At 51.5% G+C, this 16442-nt stretch carries 12 protein-coding genes; 4 read left to right on the top strand and 8 right to left on the bottom strand.

The window, feature by feature from the left end; translation table 11 throughout:
- Nucleotides 1-41 precede the first annotated feature (41 nt).
- Nucleotides 42-2861 (bottom strand): zinc-dependent metalloprotease, encoded by a 2820-nt coding sequence (locus AC5JO6_RS02890; RefSeq protein WP_496079533.1) that lies wholly within the window; start codon nt 2859-2861, stop codon nt 42-44.
- A gap of 242 nt (nt 2862-3103) precedes the next feature.
- A complete protein-coding gene (locus AC5JO6_RS02885; protein WP_496079532.1) occupies nt 3104-5218 on the bottom strand; it encodes a hypothetical protein in 2115 nt (704 codons plus the stop codon).
- 190 nt (nt 5219-5408) lie between these two features.
- On the opposite strand from AC5JO6_RS02885, the gene AC5JO6_RS02880 reads away from it, so the two are divergent.
- The 3 genes from AC5JO6_RS02880 (at nt 5409) to AC5JO6_RS02870 (ending at nt 7589) form a co-directional block, all read left to right on the top strand.
- A complete protein-coding gene (locus AC5JO6_RS02880) occupies nt 5409-5789 on the top strand; it encodes a DUF6883 domain-containing protein (RefSeq protein ID WP_496079531.1) in 381 nt (126 codons plus the stop codon).
- Nucleotides 5790-5802: 13 nt separating this feature from the next.
- Nucleotides 5803-6069, top strand: a complete 267-nt coding sequence (locus AC5JO6_RS02875; protein ID WP_496079530.1) for a hypothetical protein — start codon at nt 5803-5805, stop codon at nt 6067-6069.
- A 95-nt stretch (nt 6070-6164) separates the two neighbouring features.
- Nucleotides 6165-7589, top strand: a complete 1425-nt coding sequence (locus tag AC5JO6_RS02870) for an ABC transporter ATP-binding protein (RefSeq protein ID WP_496079529.1) — start codon at nt 6165-6167, stop codon at nt 7587-7589.
- A gap of 67 nt (nt 7590-7656) precedes the next feature.
- Here AC5JO6_RS02870 and AC5JO6_RS02865 read toward each other — a convergent pair whose 3' ends face one another.
- From AC5JO6_RS02865 to AC5JO6_RS02850, 4 genes are all read right to left on the bottom strand, one after another.
- Complete coding sequence (locus AC5JO6_RS02865; protein ID WP_496079528.1) at nt 7657-8985, bottom strand: leucine-rich repeat-containing protein kinase family protein; 1329 nt, start codon at nt 8983-8985, stop codon at nt 7657-7659.
- A 222-nt stretch (nt 8986-9207) separates the two neighbouring features.
- Complete coding sequence (locus AC5JO6_RS02860; protein WP_496079527.1) at nt 9208-9678, bottom strand: DUF4079 domain-containing protein; 471 nt, start codon at nt 9676-9678, stop codon at nt 9208-9210.
- Nucleotides 9679-9957: 279 nt separating this feature from the next.
- Nucleotides 9958-11331 (bottom strand): acetyl-CoA carboxylase biotin carboxylase subunit, encoded by a 1374-nt coding sequence (accC, locus tag AC5JO6_RS02855; protein WP_496079526.1) that lies wholly within the window; start codon nt 11329-11331, stop codon nt 9958-9960.
- Between the two features lie 286 nt (nt 11332-11617).
- A complete protein-coding gene (locus AC5JO6_RS02850; protein ID WP_496079525.1) occupies nt 11618-12337 on the bottom strand; it encodes a TIGR02117 family protein in 720 nt (239 codons plus the stop codon).
- A gap of 246 nt (nt 12338-12583) precedes the next feature.
- On the opposite strand from AC5JO6_RS02850, the gene AC5JO6_RS02845 reads away from it, so the two are divergent.
- Entirely contained in the window at nt 12584-14056 is a 1473-nt protein-coding gene (locus AC5JO6_RS02845; protein ID WP_496079524.1) for a tellurite resistance TerB C-terminal domain-containing protein, read from the top strand.
- Between the two features lie 9 nt (nt 14057-14065).
- On the opposite strand, the gene AC5JO6_RS02840 is transcribed toward AC5JO6_RS02845, so the two are convergent.
- Both AC5JO6_RS02840 and AC5JO6_RS02835 read right to left on the bottom strand, forming a co-directional pair.
- Nucleotides 14066-14536, bottom strand: a complete 471-nt coding sequence (locus tag AC5JO6_RS02840; RefSeq protein WP_496079523.1) for a cobalamin biosynthesis protein — start codon at nt 14534-14536, stop codon at nt 14066-14068.
- A 4-nt stretch (nt 14537-14540) separates the two neighbouring features.
- Entirely contained in the window at nt 14541-16130 is a 1590-nt protein-coding gene (locus tag AC5JO6_RS02835) for an NAD(P)H-quinone oxidoreductase subunit N (RefSeq protein WP_496079522.1), read from the bottom strand.
- Nucleotides 16131-16442: the final 312 nt, after the last annotated feature.

Below are 16442 nucleotides of genomic sequence, written 5' to 3'. Positions count from 1 at the left end.
TGATCCGATTTGCCTCTATCCTACTCACTCTTTTAGCTTAATTACTGGGTTTGCAGTTTGGCATCCAGGGTTTTCGCAATGCGATCGCGCGTTTCCTCTAGATGTGCCTTTGTCTGCGTGTCTGCATCTTTTCCTTCCCGCTTGAGGACGCGATCGAGCGCGCTGGCAAGCTGCTTCAATTCATACCATGCCAACGTGCGGGCATCGTCAGGGACATCAGCGGTGCGTAGCACCATTGCGGTCAATGCTTTCAAATATTCACGCTGTAACCCTCGACGCAGACTAGAGAGCTTGAGCGTCCCTTCCGGTTTCAGCACTTCCTGCCAGATGGATGTTTGCAGAGTATCAAATAATTCTGGGAGAGCGAATGCTTGTCCGGCTTGCGTTTTGAGGTCTGCATCGCGTAGCCGTGACAGGCGATCGCTGTCCAGCAGGTTATACAGCACGATGGCTTGGAGAAGGAGGATGCGATCGTGAATCGGGTAGTCGAGCGAGAAGAACTGTGCTTCTTCGCCCCAGTGCTCCCAGCGTGAGGGCGCGAGTTTATTTAAAAAGGCGGGGGAGAACTGGAATTTGTTGGCATCAAAGACGTGGGTTTGCAGCAATGCCAGTGCCTGACGCTGTTTCTCGGCGGGCACTGGCTCAAACGGCGATCGTCCCGCCACGTCGCCACCTTTGAAGCGGTTAAAGGATTGTCCACCAACATACGTTGTGAGAAGGTTGGAATAGCGGAGGTAGTAGTAGAAAATGTCATCGAACTTCGCTCGCACGTCACTGAAGCTTTCGCCCCTTACAGGAGTGCTCTGGTCAAGTTTTTGCCACAGTTTCTGGGCGTTCTCCAGTTGCCACGGTGCATAGGTTAGCAGATCACCACTGAGGTCGAAGCGATTTGTCAGTGGGTCGAGTTCCGCGTCAACGTCTTCATCAGTGGCATAGGCAAGCGCAGGTTCGGGGGCACGTTCAGCAATCTTGCTTAGAAGGCGGGTTTCAGCTTGTGGAACAAGGGCATTGGTGGGAGTGTAACCATAGGCGATCGCCCACTCGTCGTAGGGTCCAACTGTCTGCGTAAAATAATCACCCTGAGTGGTTCCTGTTGGTGCCAGATTGACAGGAGTGTAGTCCATCACTGAACTGACCAAACCTTTCTGATGCGTGATTTCGGTGTTGTTTAGCTCGGCTGGCAACAGCATGGCACTGGCTCGAAAGTTGTGGCGCAATCCCAGCGTGTGACCCACTTCATGGGCAATGAGTTCTCGTAAGTAGGACTGTACAAACCGCTTCATCGGTTCGCTACCGGGTCTGACGTTGTGCAACATCGAGAGAGACATGGCACCGATCGACAGTTGTCGTGCCGCTTCCCTGCCATAGCACAAGTCATAGTTGCCCAGTCGTTGGAGCGTTCGCTTGGGCTGCAACGCTGGTTTTGCGATCGTCGATTGCTTCATGAAATTGGCTGCCACGCCATAGCCACAAAGTTTGGAATTACCCGTAAGCTGCGTGATCGCTGACATCGATCGCTCCTGGCGCGGCTGTTCCAGGTTGCGATATTGCTGTTTTGCATACCGTGCAAAACTGGCATCAATCAAAATGTCTGCATCTAATGTTTCACCTGTAAGTGGATTGACCCGCGCTTGCCCCCAGCCAGCAAAGCTGGCATCAAACGAACTGAGCCAGCGAATGGTGTTGTAGCGTACATCCGCAGGATCCCACTTAGCGTTGTCGGGCATTTGGCGGACTTCGATCGCATTTTTAAACCCCGCCTGCTCAAACGCTTTATTCCACATCAGCGTCCCGTCTCGCACAGCGTCTCGGTATTCAAGTGGGACGGTGTTTTCAATCCAGAACACGATCGGGTTTTCAGGCAACGAGAGCGGTGCATCGGGATCTTTTTTCTTCAAATGCCAGCGCTGGATGTAGCGTACAAACGGCTCTCTTGGCGAGTCATCAGAAAAATCTTGATAGGCTGTGATGAAATAACCGATGCGATCGTCGGCTAAGCGAGGACGATAATTGTGTTTAACCGGGAGGCGCGACAGGCTATAGCGCACTCGTAAGTTAAACGTTTTGCTGTCCGGTAACGTCGATAGAGCGGGTGGGGCACTCTCCGTTCCACTCGAAAAGCCATAGTTCGACTCCAGTTCCACATTTAGCGGAAAGCTTTGCACGGGACCAAACGACGATTTGCCCGCATCCAGGCTATACGTCGAGTCGAACGTACTGGATAACGACTGACTCAAACCGGGCAAATCACTGAGAAAGAGTGGACTGAGATCGACGAGAAAACTTTTGCGCTTGGGATGCGTACTGCGAATGGGGAGCGCCTGCAACACCGAGTCACTAAACGATCGTTTGACCGATCGCTGAAGCGGATCACCCGGACGAGTCCGAAAAAATACATTGGGCACCACAAACTGAAGCTTATTACCGACGCGACGAAAATTAAACAGAAAATCGTTTAATGGCATCCCACTATAAAAGCCATCTTGCCCAATGCCCGATTCCATCGTGACCGTACACAGGTAGTTGACGTTCAGTTGTTCGGGCTGAATTTCAGCGTAAAGCTTGCCAGCAGCCTCATCCCGATAAAGCGTAAACAGCCCGTTTAGCCGCTTTGTCCCTTTGACGATCTGCTCAAACGAGGGCTTGTCTGACTCTTCCTCAGGCTCCTCTGCCATCAGCGGCGGCGGCTTGATCGTACCTGCCCCGATCGCTGGTTTCACGTCGCTTGGAGGGACATCTGAAGGCAACGTCAACGGTTGAGCGATCGTCGAGGGCGATCGCACCTCGCTTCGCACATAAGCTGGCACCAACACCAGGAACAACCCGATCACAAATGCAGCCACCAGCGAGATTCGTTTCATGCTTCAGCGGTGTGTTGGGATTAAGCAAAGCGACACAAAGCGTCAGCTAACGCCACTGCCAAAGGACGTAGTTCTGAAGTTCGCTCTGAGGATCTTAGCCCAAGTTGGCGAAAAGCCTGTCTGTCTGTATAAAACTGTATAGAAAAGGAGACATTCAGCCGATCGCGATCCTACTCCCGACTCCCGACTCCCCACTCCCGTATTTACAAAAGTGTGACTTCCACAACGAGTAACCGCTCTAACTACCGGATCGTCGTCAGGTTGATGTTCAATTTATTGGTCACAGTGGCAAGCACCGCTGCTTCTGCTGGCGTAATTATTCCGTCTTGCCGCGCGATTTTTTGGCATTGAGCCAGCAACGGTACAGCAAACTCACTATTAATTTGGTTGAGCAGTTTCTCTAACGTCGGTGGAGCTTTCGCGTTAGTAGCGATCGCCTCTAGTGACGCAGGACTAAAGTTAAACATCTGTAATTCTGGCAAAATCCCCGCCCAGGTTTTGCCAGGATTGCCTGCTAGAACCACGTGAACCAGGATTTGATCCATAATGACTTGCTGCACGATCGCGCCCTGCAAATACTTTTCGCTCTCTAGTTGAGAGGCTTTGAGGGCAGTTTGAGACGCTAAAGGAGTCAACTTTGCTTCGTAAAATTGGCAGGCGGCGTGTCCTAGTGCATACAGCATGACGGCGTTACTACCCGCACCAATCACGGCTCCTGCAACGGGAATATTTCTTGCAGCCCCTAAACCTGCTTTGAGTGCAGCACTGCCACCCAGCGCCAAACCAAAAATTGCCATGACTTCACCTTTTCTGGCGGGTTCGTGCAGGTTTAGCCCGTAAGCAGCGGCAATCTGATACACCATTTCTGCCTGTATCGCGGTTGTGGCTGCCAAATCCATCGCAACCATCGCCGCCGCAAAGCCCGGTAGTAAGCTGCTAGCAAACCCCGTACCGCCTACGTAGAGTGCCTTTTCTTGCATCACCCGATGAGCGATATCACCAGGTTTTTCATTGGGATATTTTCGCTTTAAATTCTTGACGTGCGTTTCAGCTTGAACAATGTCTACCTGATCAGCAATTTTGAGTAGCCAGTCTACGTTAAGCGCTTTGGTCAAAACTTGTAGCTGGGGACTGCTGTTAATCATGTCAAACACGTAGCCAGCGCCATCGGTTGCTTGTAATGCCGCGTTACCCAAAGCACCAGCCGCTCCAAAGGCAGTACCAGCGATCGCGCCACCTGCCTGTGCTGCTGCATTGCCTACTGAGCCAGCCGCTCCAAAAGCAGTGCCTGCAACTGCGCTACCCGCATAGGCGGCTGTACCACCCACGGCTCCTGCAACTGCCCCAAACATGGAACCCCAAAAAGAAACCTCTTCCGTTGGCGGCTTGCTAAAACTCAGTTCTTGGCTCCAAGCAGGAAGGATCGCCTCTTTAGATCGTCCGTAAACTTTAACTTGCTTGATAAAACTGAACTCTAGTTTGTCAAGCATTTTGTGAATGTATGCAACCGTTTGAGCTTGATCAGGTGTTTGCTCAGCAAGCAAGGTAATGGATAAGCATTCACTTTTCAGGTCAACCGTTGTTGTAACACCTTGGGGCTGAAGGTAGTTCACGACATCGTGAATGGCTTGTAAATTACCTTGTCTTGCAAGTTCTAACCGACCTGGCTGTGCTTGTATTTCACTTGATAATTTTGAGACGACTAACGCTGAGATCTGCGTTTCAGAAGTAGACTCAGTTAGCAACATTGAGACAACTTCCCGACTCTCAAGTTCAAGATCTTGTTGCCAGTCTGGAAAGTCATCACCGGGTTCGCGTCCGCTAATTTTCAGCGTTGTGCAGTCTTGAATGCCTAATTTTCTTAAGTTGTCGAGCAGCAGAGGCGCGATCGCGTGTTGATTGGGCACTCCGATCGCTTCTAGCATGATCCGCAAGCAGTCATCCTTTAAGCTGACTTTTGCAGTCACGTTTTGAGCGTCTAACCACTGAGCCACAAGTATTCCAATAGCATTAACATCTCGCTGTTTCGCAAGCTCAGTAAAATTCGGCGCAACTTGTACAGCTAGTTCAAACTCCTCTTGCCAACCTGGAAAATCTTCCCCTAATTCTCGACCGTAAACCTTGACGTGTTTGATGGCCTCAGCTCTTAAACCAGTGATGCCCTTACGAATAAATTCGACGGAGGGTTGCTGTTCTGGCACTTCGAGTGCTTCCAGCATGATTTTTAAGCAATGCTCTTTGAGGCTCACTTTCGCCGTAATACCTTTCGGTTGCAGGGATCGATTCATCAGGGCTGCAATGGCTTCGGTATCAGCTTTTTGGGCACGTTCCAAAAGGTCAGGTGGAGAGACTGTCATGGCGTTAAGGCGGCGAAGGCGTGGGTAGGTAGTTCTCTGGTTAGAGTGCCCAGCCAAATCCGATCGAGAACAGGCATGGTAGAGGTTCTATATGGAGGGGCGATCGAGCTAAGGAGACTCAACTCAACGTAGGATGGATCTGAGTAAGCAGACGCGATCGCCTCAGTACTAAACCGTAAGCTCCAAGCCTATGATCTGGAATCCTGGTGAGCCTTTACCGCTTGCTCAGGTTGCCGAGATTGATCCTCGAAAGTTTGAGGTCTATTCCATGAATCCGGCTAATCCTGCAAATCAGGGAAAATGGGTAGCGTTTGAAGCGATCGGCTATGATGTGCAGAATGCCTCTAGCCGTAGCCTTGCAGCCCAGAATGTGATTAGTCAACTAAAGCAGCAGTTGATCGATGCACCAGCCATTCCAGGTCAAACCAGCACTTATGGGTTGAGGTTTAAGGTTGAGGTGATGCTTCGCGGTGTGAATGGTAGACAGGGATGTCTCATAACGGTGTGGCAGATCGATAATGGATCAGAGATTCCAAGATTGATTACGAATTGGCTAGAAGTGTATCGCTGATGGAGGACGGGCAATGAAAGCTAGAATCTACAGCCAAATTAAGACGTTAGTTGACATTCGGGTCGATTTTAGCGATCGTATCATTCCAATAGGAACAGTAGGAACCATCGTGGAATGCTACAGACAACCAGAAGGATACGCTGTAGATATAGCAATGCCCAACCATCAGCTTATTGGTGGTTATGAGTATGACAATGTTATTCTCCAGCCAGATCAATTTTCTGTGATGCAGGAAACCGAAAGCTCCGAGGCAACGATGCAGGTAGAATCACGCTCCTGATAAGCGAGGATGGCAATTAGGAGTTTATGCCAGCCGCAGGCTTGTAGGCAAAGGCGTAGGTTATCCGAATAGGTAGGCGTAAAGCAGGCGGCATTGTGGCACAGGTTGTTCTTGAAAACATTTACAAAAGCTTTTCTGGTCGCGGAGGTGAACCAGCACCCACGACGATCGCAGCAGAACCGTTGATTGCACCGATCGGCAAAAGCGATGGAGCCGTCAAAGACTCTGCCCGTCGATCGCACGCCACCAGCGTTCTCCGCGCCATCAATTTGACCATTGCAGACGGCGAATTTATGGTGCTGGTGGGTCCCTCTGGCTGCGGTAAAAGTACCTTACTGCGCCTGATTGCGGGTCTTGAGGAACTGACGGGGGGAAATGTGTATGTGGGCGATCGCCTTGTTAATGACCTTCCCCCCAAAGAGCGCGACATTGCAATGGTGTTTCAAAACTACGCGCTGTATCCGCACATGACGGTGTATGAGAATCTGGCGTTTGGGTTGAGACGGACGAAAGTGGGGAGTCGGGAGTCGGGAGTCGGGAGTCGGGAGTCGGGGGTTAGCGGTCAGCCGTCAGCGGTCAGCGGTCAGCGGTCGAAACCAGCTCAAGACGCTTCCCTTGCTTCCTCTGCTCCCCTTGCCTACTCTTCTCACCCCTCACTCCCCATCTGGGCTGAAAATCTTTTGATTGAGACAACGCGAAAGTTGCCGAAGGGGTTGCGGTTTCGATCGGCGCGAGAACGATCGATTGACCAGCAAGTCCGCTCGGTCGCGCAGATTTTGCAAATTGAGCCGTTGCTGCATCGGTTGCCCAAGCAGTTGTCGGGTGGGCAGAAGCAGCGGGTTGCTCTGGGGCGAGCGATGGCGCGAAAGCCGCAAGTGTTTTTGATGGATGAGCCGCTGTCGAATCTGGATGCCAAACTGCGGGCAGAAACGCGATCGCAAATCGTCAAACTTCAGCGACAGTTGGGCACGACTACGATCTATGTGACGCATGACCAAACCGAAGCGATGACAATGGGCGATCGCATTGCGGTGATGAACGCCGGACAAATTCAGCAAATTGCCTCGCCGCTAGAGCTATACAACCATCCTGCCAATCGCTTTGTAGCGGAATTTATTGGCTCACCACCGATGAACTTTCTATCAGTGCAGTTCAAAGCACCGCTGCTCCTTACCCATGCTCAATTTCGCCTGACGCTGCCAGAAGTTTGGGCAGCGGTACTCAAATCCTATGATGGTCAGATGCTCACGTTGGGCATTCGTCCAGAGCATTTAAACGTGAGCGCGGCTGCACCCAAAAATTTGCCAGTGCAGGTGGAACTGGTCGAGGCACTTGGCAGCGAAACTTACCTAGCAGTCAGTCTCATCGGTGCCAGTGATGATGCCTCATTGCTACAGGCGCGCATTGAACCCGATCGCCCCGTTCGCCTCAGTGAACAACTCTGGCTCTCCATGTCTCCTGATAAAATCCATCTTTTTGATCACGACGGACGGGCGATCGTGCCAACGAATCTTACGTAAGAAACCGGGTTTCTTACGAGAAGCTATAGTCTGAAGCGTTATATTACACCCAGAAACCCGGTTTCTCTCAAGCAACATTCAGGCGTTTGCAGACGGTGTTAAAGAGAGGACGCTTGGAGGGAATCGAGTTCATACAGTCTTGCTGTAAGGCGCGCAGTCGATCGATGATTTCTTCTTGAGCAATCGCATTCTCACGATCACAGCGGTTTAACAAATCCTCAAGCAGACAGCCAAAGGCTCTCACCTCTAACCGCTCCATTGCTTGACCTGTGAACGAATCAGTCGAGTCATAAAAAGAGGCGGCTCCAAAGTCTCCCAGTAAACTCGCTCCTGTTTCATCGACCAAAATATTGTGAGCGTAGAGATCGCCATGCATGATGCCGCGATCGTGGAGATGTGCAGCAGCGGCGGCAATACCCTGAGCAATGCGTAAAATGACTGCTAAAGAGAACGTCTTGTCCGACGGGTAAGTATCTCTTGTGCAAGTATCCAGATCGGGCGGATTACCCAAATTTTTGTAGTGAGGCGGGATGAATGAAAGCAGCAGTCCTGATTGCTCTTCTGGGTTGTGGGCTAGCTTACCAAGCACATTCACTAGATTGTTGTGAACTCCAGCCGCGATACAGGCTCGCATCTCATCCGTTGGTAGACCGTCGCTCGTGATCTCCCCTTTGAAGATCTTAATCGCCACGTCTGTTGGTCGAGAGTCCGGTTGAGTTTTGGAATGCCAAACGCCCTTAGAAATAATGCCGGAAGCCCCTTGACCCAGAATGTCGCCGATCGCTAACTCACTCCAACTGATTTCTGGGAGCGATCGCTCAGTCGAGGGCGCAGCCATGCAGCAAGGGTTTCCCGCATACGCCAGCCATGCCAGACGAGGCAGCGTGAACAGCCAGTCGGGCAGTACCGTGAGACGGTTTGCCGCCAGCCGGATCAGTTCCAGATTTTGACAGGCAGCCATTTCATCAGGGAGCGATCGCAAGCGGTTGCCCGCCAGCATGAGCTTTTGTAAATGACTTAACTTGCCGATTGAAGTCGGTAGCTGCTCCAGCCTGTTCGCAGTGAGAATGAGCCAGCGGGTAGTTTTCGGTAAAGCATTCTCGCCGCAACGCGTGATTTTATTCGACTTAAAGCCAATCATGGAAAGCGCTGGACATTGCGACAGCACCTCTGGAATGGCTTCAAACTCATTGTTATTGAAGAATACAATTTTGAGCTTCTGCAATTGCCCAAACTTATCTGGCAACGAACTGAAGTGATTGTTTGAGAGTTCCAGGACTTCCAAAGACTCTGCCAACGCCAGAATTTCAGATGGAAATTGCGTTAAGCCACAGGAAAGAGTGAGTTTTTTAGTGCCCTCAAGCTGACCCGATCGAAGCAAGTCAAGCGTTTCCATAGATTCGTTCAAAATAGGTTCGCATGTTGGTTGGCACCAGAATTTCCTTCTACAGAACCGTTGCATTTAACAGTTCTATAGAAGGAAGCAGTAGATTTGGACACACCACCAATGATTGAGACAGAAATCAGAACCCACGATCGTACGCTATCGAAACCGCGATCGACCCACTGAATCAGACAATGCTACCCTTACGTTGAGAAAACTTTAAGCTTGGTGAACCTACATCTTGCTAATGATGCGCTGCACAATTTGAACCCCAGTCAGTGCCTGCCAGCCAAACAATCCCAAGAGTGCCATATTCAAAACGATGTGCGTGTAGCGTGCCCAATCTGCACCCTTCTGCATCAAAGGAGAGAGCGAAGCTGAAACGGCAATCATCCCCGTCATGCCCAGCCCGGCTAATAGATGAGAACCCACAAACAGCTTTCCGTTATTGATGTAGGTGACTGCCATCCCGCCGATCGAACCAACTACCATCAGCGCCAAAACTAGCGAACCAATCTGGAAATGTTTGACGTTAAACTTGCCTTTAATTAGCTCTTTTTTCTCTTCCCCTTCAGCAGAGCGAACGCGGCGAACCTTGATGCCAAGATACAAAGCGTACAGCGTCAGCGCCAATAAAACCCACATGAGGACTGGGTGAAAGAACTGGCTCCAAACTTTAACAGATTCAGGAATTGCAAAACTCATAAAACTAAAGAATCGAGGGGTACTTCATAAAAGTTAGCATGAAGAAGGAGGGGGAGCAGGGGAGAGTGAGGGGAAGTAGGGGGGCAGAGGGAGGAGAGGGGCAGAGGGAAGAGGGAGCAGGGGGGCAGAGGGAGCAGAGGGAGTTTAAAGCTCATTAGGTGTACAAAAAAGGTTTTTAAGCTTTAACTGTTGGAAGAAAGCTGACGGCTGACGGCTGACGGCTCAATCGACTCAAAAGGCTTCCCCGGCTTCCCCACCTTCCCTAGCTCCTTACTACCCTCACCCCTCACTCCTCACCTCCTCCTGAGACTTCTGCATCATCTGTTCAACAAAGTTTGTATAGACATCGCCGCGCTGAAAGTCTGGATTGTCTAGAATTTTTTGGTGAAACGCGATCGTCGTGGGTAAGCCAGTCACAGCGCACTCGCGTAAGGCACGGCGCATACGTCTGATGGCAGCCGGGCGATCGTGCCCCCACACAATGAGTTTGCCAATCAAGGAGTCGTAATAGGGTGGAATTTCATAGTCGGTATAAACGTGAGAATCCATCCGGACACCAGGACCGCTGGGAGGCAAGTAACCGCTGATGCGTCCAGGGTGCGGGCGAAAGTTGTGCTCAGGATCTTCGGCATTGATGCGACATTCGATCGCGTGTCCTCGCAGCAGCACCTGGTCTTGAGTCAAGCCCAACGGTTCGCCCTGGGCAATGCGAATTTGCTCAGCGATTAAGTCCAGCCCTGTAATCATCTCTGTGACGGGATGCTCTACCTGAATGCGGGTATTCATCTCCATGAAGTAAAATTCGCCAGAGAGATCAAGCAAAAATTCGACGGTTCCAGCACCCACATAGTTGATTGATTTGGCTGCCATCACCGCAGCCGTACCCATTTTTTCGCGCAGTAAGGGGGTTAGCGCAGGACTGGGAGCTTCTTCTAGCAGTTTCTGGTGACGACGTTGAATAGAGCATTCTCGCTCACCCAGGTGAATCACGTTGCCAAACGTATCTGCAAGAATTTGAAACTCAATGTGGCGCGGTTTCTCCACAAACTTTTCTAGATAAACGCCGGGATTGCCAAATGCGGCTTCGGCTTCCCCCTGTGCGGCGGCAAAGAGTTTACCCAAATCGCTCTCGTCTCGCACCAGTCGCATTCCCCGTCCACCGCCGCCTGCTGTGGCTTTGATGATAATGGGGTAGCCAATTTTGCTGGCGATCGCCCGTGCCTCTGCTTCATCGGTCAACAAGCCCTCGCTACCTGGCACCGTGGGTACACCGACTCGCTGCATCGTCTTTTTTGCCGTTGACTTATCGCCCATCGATCGAATCGAATCCGGAGACGGACCGATGAAGACGATCTGATGATCCGCACAAATTTCGGCGAAGCGAGCGTTTTCTGCCAGAAACCCATAACCAGGATGAATGGCTGTAGCATTGCGGGTTAACGCCGCTGCAATGATGTTAGGAATATTTAAATAACTTTTGCTGCTAGGCGGTTCGCCGATGCAAACAGCCTCATCCGCAAGCTGTACATGAAGCGAGTGGCGATCGACCGTTGAGTGAACGGCGACAGTAGCAATCCCCATTTCCTCACAGGTACGAAGAATGCGGAGGGCAATCTCGCCCCGATTGGCAATTAAAACTTTTGAAAACTGCATCTCTTAATTTTGGGTTCTGTATTGAGTAGAATAAACGCTTCTGTGAGGTACTGGAAGAGGATGAGGAGATGAGGGAGGAGGAAGAGAGGAAAGGAGAGAGGGGTAAGGGGTGAAGGGTGAGTTGAACCAGTTGTTAGTTGTTGGTTGCTAGTTGTTGGTTGCTAGTTGTTGGTTGCTAGTTATTGGTTGCTAGTTGTTAGTGAATGGGCATTTCCTAGATCCTTCTAAAAACTAAAAACCTTTCTGGTATGCCCGAAGGGCTGTACAACTCCCTACTCCCCATTCCCTACTCCCTACTCCCTCCCTCCCCACACCCACACGTATCCTTCAGTTGACGCAAGACGGCGGGGGCAAGTCCGCCCCAGACGGGTGTATTCACATCAGCGGTGCGTAAACCGTCCGCTGTCCAGGAGTTGCAGGTTCTGAGGAGGGAGTAGTAACCTGTGGCGTTGTAGAAACTGCTGTCACCGTCTTGTCCAGAGCTGATGCGCTGTACGTTACCCTGTTGATCGGTTTGAAACGAGGCTTTGAGGAAGTGCATGAGCTTCACATAATTGCCCTCACTCAAGCTGACACATCTGAGCGCTTCGTTAGGGGAGTGAGGAAGCGTTGTCTGTCCTTTGACAAACAGTGCAGCCGGGTTTTGTAGCACTAGCGATCGCACTGCACTAGCAAAACTGACGTGTTCCCAGGAAGGCGTTTCGACATAAAAGATGCGATCGCCCCAACCAAACTGAAGATAACGATAGTCAGCCGGAGCCTGTTTGCCGATCGCGGCTAGATCGAGATGTTGACTCCAGTCAAACGCCTCAGTGCGTACGGGGACAAAAAAGTTGGTGTGCATGAGATCCCCAGAGACGTAGACTCTAAATTTGCAGTCTGCCTGCTGGGACGATGCGTACCATTGGCGTGGGGTCAGCGCCGCGATCGTCAGAAGCGCTACGGTTCCCAATCCCAAGCACATCCCATAAAGCCCGACTCGTTGCCAAACCGCCCTATCGTTCATTAATGCATCAAATGTCTTGAGTTAACCTACCATTGAGCAAAAGAGGGCTTAGCATTGAGCGATTTCAACTACAGGCTTTCCTGTGGGCAACGCTCTATGATGATCGCCATTCGTGAGCCGCTGCGGGTAGACGCAGTAACCACTCATACCTGCCTCCATTCCATCCTACGCTCATTCGCTGGCTGACAGTTGAACGCTTTGTCGATGGGTTGGTTTTTCTAGCCCGTTATCTTTTGTGACCTGACTATGGTGAAACAGCGACTTTTTCTTGGATCTGTTGCCTTTGGCATCAGTTTTGGCATTAGTTTTCTGACGGGTCGCCATCTTGGCAACGCGATCGCGTCGGGTATGACGACCACAGTCGCTGCGGTAGCTGCTTCAGCGGTGGTCGATCGACAACAGCATCGGCACGCACACGCCCGCATCGCCGATCTCAAGAACCATATTCAGGCATTGCAACAACGGCGTGCAGAAGCCTACCACGCTTATAAGCAACTAGAAGCAGAGCAAGAGCAGTTAGCAGCTAACCTCAACTCGTTGGCGTTACCGCCCGGTCAGCCACAGCTTATGAATTCGCCTACCAGAAGCCTGCCTGCATCCCTCAGAGCGCTGAGTTGGGATCTGTCGGCTCCAGCGCAGACGAATCCTCCGATTGACGTAAGACCGCATGAATTGCCCACTGAGATTCCAGCAGCAGGCAGTCCACCGTGGGTTAGCCCTCATACAAGTGCTTCAGATGTAGCGCCATCCAGTGATCTCAAGCCAGACATACTTGCAGAGGCTACTGCTGCCAAGCGCACCATCGAAACCAACCTCGCCGCGCTACAGGTAGAACTGAACCAAATTAAAGGACACATTACTGACCATCGCCAAACGAGAGAAAAACTATCGCGGGAGCTGGCAAATCTCAGAGAGGAAAAGCGGCAACTTGAAGCCACCGCTAAAACGCTCAAGGGCGAAGTGCAAGATTTAGAAACGTGTCGGGTTGAGCTAGAGCAGTTTTTAGCCTACGCAGAGACAAAGAAGCACGAATTAGAAACGGGTTCAAATCCTCTTCAAGCAGCGCTCAAACAGCTACAAGCGCAAGTCAGCTCACTGCAAGACGAACTCCGCGTTCTTGAAGCTCAGATTCTCGATCGCCGCAGCCAAAAAGAAGCACTAGAACAACAGTTGAAAGCGCTGGAGGCTGCTCTGCCAATTGCTAAAACGCCAGCCAAAGCACCCGGACTGCCTGAACTAAAAAGCAAAAAAGGCAGTTCAAACGGCAGTAACGGCAATGGTGATGCTTACTCTGAGCCAGCGATCGTTCTTGATACATCGGTTAAGCAACCCGTTATGACGACCCGCACCACTCAGCCAATACAAAGCGGCTCAACTCAAGCGACTGTAACAGTACCGGAGCCGATCGCGCTTGACAAGCCCTCATCCGACTTGCCGCATGAATGGACTGAATTTATGGTGCAGCTTCCAGAGTATGAGCTACAGGTCATTAAAGTAATCGTCGAGCAGAACCGTCCGGCAGCCGTGCTGAAGCATATTGCCGAGGAAAATTTGACCATGCCTGAACTGCTGATCGACTCCATCAATGAGCGGGCGCTGGAGACGATCGGGGATTTGCTGATTGACGCGGGATCAGGAGCAGGATCAGCCACGATCGTGCGTGACCATCTCAAAACGGTCAAAAAGCTGCTGAAGACTTACGAATACTTGGCGAACTGAGTCTATCAACTAAAGCGGGTGAACAGACGTTGCCAGCGATCGGGCAACCGCAACCGTCACCACTCCTGGTTGCCCCACATGGCGAACAATTTGCTTGGGGACGCAAAGCTGGGGTATGGCGTGTAGGGAACACGCTAGAAGAGCGGCTGCTTCAGCCACGCTGGATGTGCCGACATATTTGTCGATCGCGCTCGACGGATTGGGGATCGTGACTGAGCGCAACACATCAGCGGAAAAGTAGCGCAAAGGTAAATGGCGATCGCGGCAAAAGGCGACTAATCCCACTTCATCCGCCTTGGTATTAACAGTAGCAATGCCTGCGATCGCCTCTTCTGCTAAACCATGTGCTTGAAAGACCGCCTGGATCGCTTGCTCAATGACGATCGCTGACGTTCCTCGCTTACAACCAATGCCCACCCAGAGTTCTCTGAATGAGCATTGGTCGCCCAACGTTTCAGCCTTAAAATGGGCACTCAGCATTCAGCTATCGCAGAACGATCGGCTGACCGCTGCCTGCTGACCGCTGAGCCACTGGAGTTGCCACAGCCTCCTTGCCAGCCGTCAGAGTGGCTTGCAACAGCGGTGTTTGCAGGACAGCGTTGTTTGCCAGCGTAAACAACGGGTTAGAGAGAATGCCAGCCAGCGACGTGACAATGACCGTCAGCACAAGCCCTACTTGGAGCGATCGCATCCCCGGCAGTTCCCAGCTAATAGCGGGATAGTTCTTCACGGAGTCAGACATTTCCTGCGGTTCCTTGACCACCATCATCTTGACCACGCGGATGTAGTAGTAAATGGAGATCACGCTAGTAACCAACCCCAGCAACACCAGTCCATAGGCACCTGCTTGCCAGCCAGCCCAAAACAGGTAAATCTTACCGAAGAAACCAACCAGAGGCGGAATCCCACCCAACGAGAGTAGGCAAAGACTCAGGCAAAGGGTCAAGAGTGGGTCTTTTTGGTACAACCCTGCGTACTCGCTGATCTGGTCGGTGCCTGTTCGCAGCGAGAAGAGAATCACACCTGTAAACGCGCCCAGGTTCATGAACAGATACGAAATCAGATAAAAGAGTAGACTGGCGTACCCGGCATTGCTATCGATGACCAAACCGATCATGACAAAGCCAGCCTGCCCAATCGAGGAATATGCCAGCAGTCGCTTCATGCTAGTTTGCGCCAGCGCCACTACATTGCCCAAAATAAGGCTAAGAACCGCCAGCGCTGTCATGACGAGATGCCATTCTTCCGTCAGCAATGGGAACGCCGTTACCAGCAAGCGGATTGCCAGGGCAAACCCAGCCGCCTTGGAGCCAACCGAGAGAAAGGCAACAACAGGCGTAGGCGCACCTTCGTACACATCTGGAGTCCACTGATGGAAGGGAACAGCGGCGATTTTGAAGGCAATACCCGCGATCGCAAACACCAGCGCGATCGCCAGACCCAGCGACTGTGTTGATCCCGTCTCGGCAATCTGAGCAGCAATGCTACTCAGCGTCGTTTTGCCACCAGACAAGCCATACAGTAGCGACAGACCGTAGAGGAAAATAGCGGAACTGGATGCTCCAATGAGCAAATATTTCAACGACGCTTCATTCGAGCGGGGGTCACGCTTGGTATAACCCGTCAGGAGATACGAGGAGATACTAAGCGTTTCCAGCGAGACGAAAATCATGACCAGTTCGTCTGCACCTGACAAGAACATCCCGCCGATCGTCGCAGTGAGCAAAATCGACAGAAATTCTGCCAGCGATGTACCAGACTGATCGATATAGCTCACCGACATCAGAATTGTCATCACTGCCGACAGCGCAATGATGCCCCGGAAAAGTACGCTCAGCGAATCGCCGTTGAAGCTTCCCAGGAAGGCGATCGGGTTTGACGTCTCCCACTGGTAATACAGGGCGACCACAGCAGCGAGGAGTCCTGCGATCGAAACATAGGGTGTCCATCGAGCGGAGGCAGTGCGCCCCACAATCAAATCACCCACAATGACGATCAAGAGGGTAGTAATCACAATGCCTTCCGGCAGAATCGTCCCAGTGTTGAGCTGGGCAGCAAGCGTGGCGAAATCCATGAGGTTTAGCTCTATGAATAAGATACGTTAGGGTTACGTGAGGGAAAGGAACGATCGACTCTCTGAGTCATCAGGGAGGCGGGCGAGTCAGAAATCCTCTACAGTGGATTCTACATCGCAATTTACTGTAGCGCTGTATTCCGTAGCATTGGGATTAAGGTTAGTTGCAGTTGCGATCGTCTCTATGCCATCTTGTTGAAACCCTTTCTCAATGTGACGATGCAACTCTGTGATGATGCAACTCTGTGATGAAGCAACTTTAGTGATGAAACCAACTCTCCCCCTCGCATGTAGCCAAGCATCAGGCTAACC

The organism is Tildeniella sp., from assembly GCF_059505325.1.
This window is presented reverse-complemented; position numbering and strand designations above follow the sequence as displayed.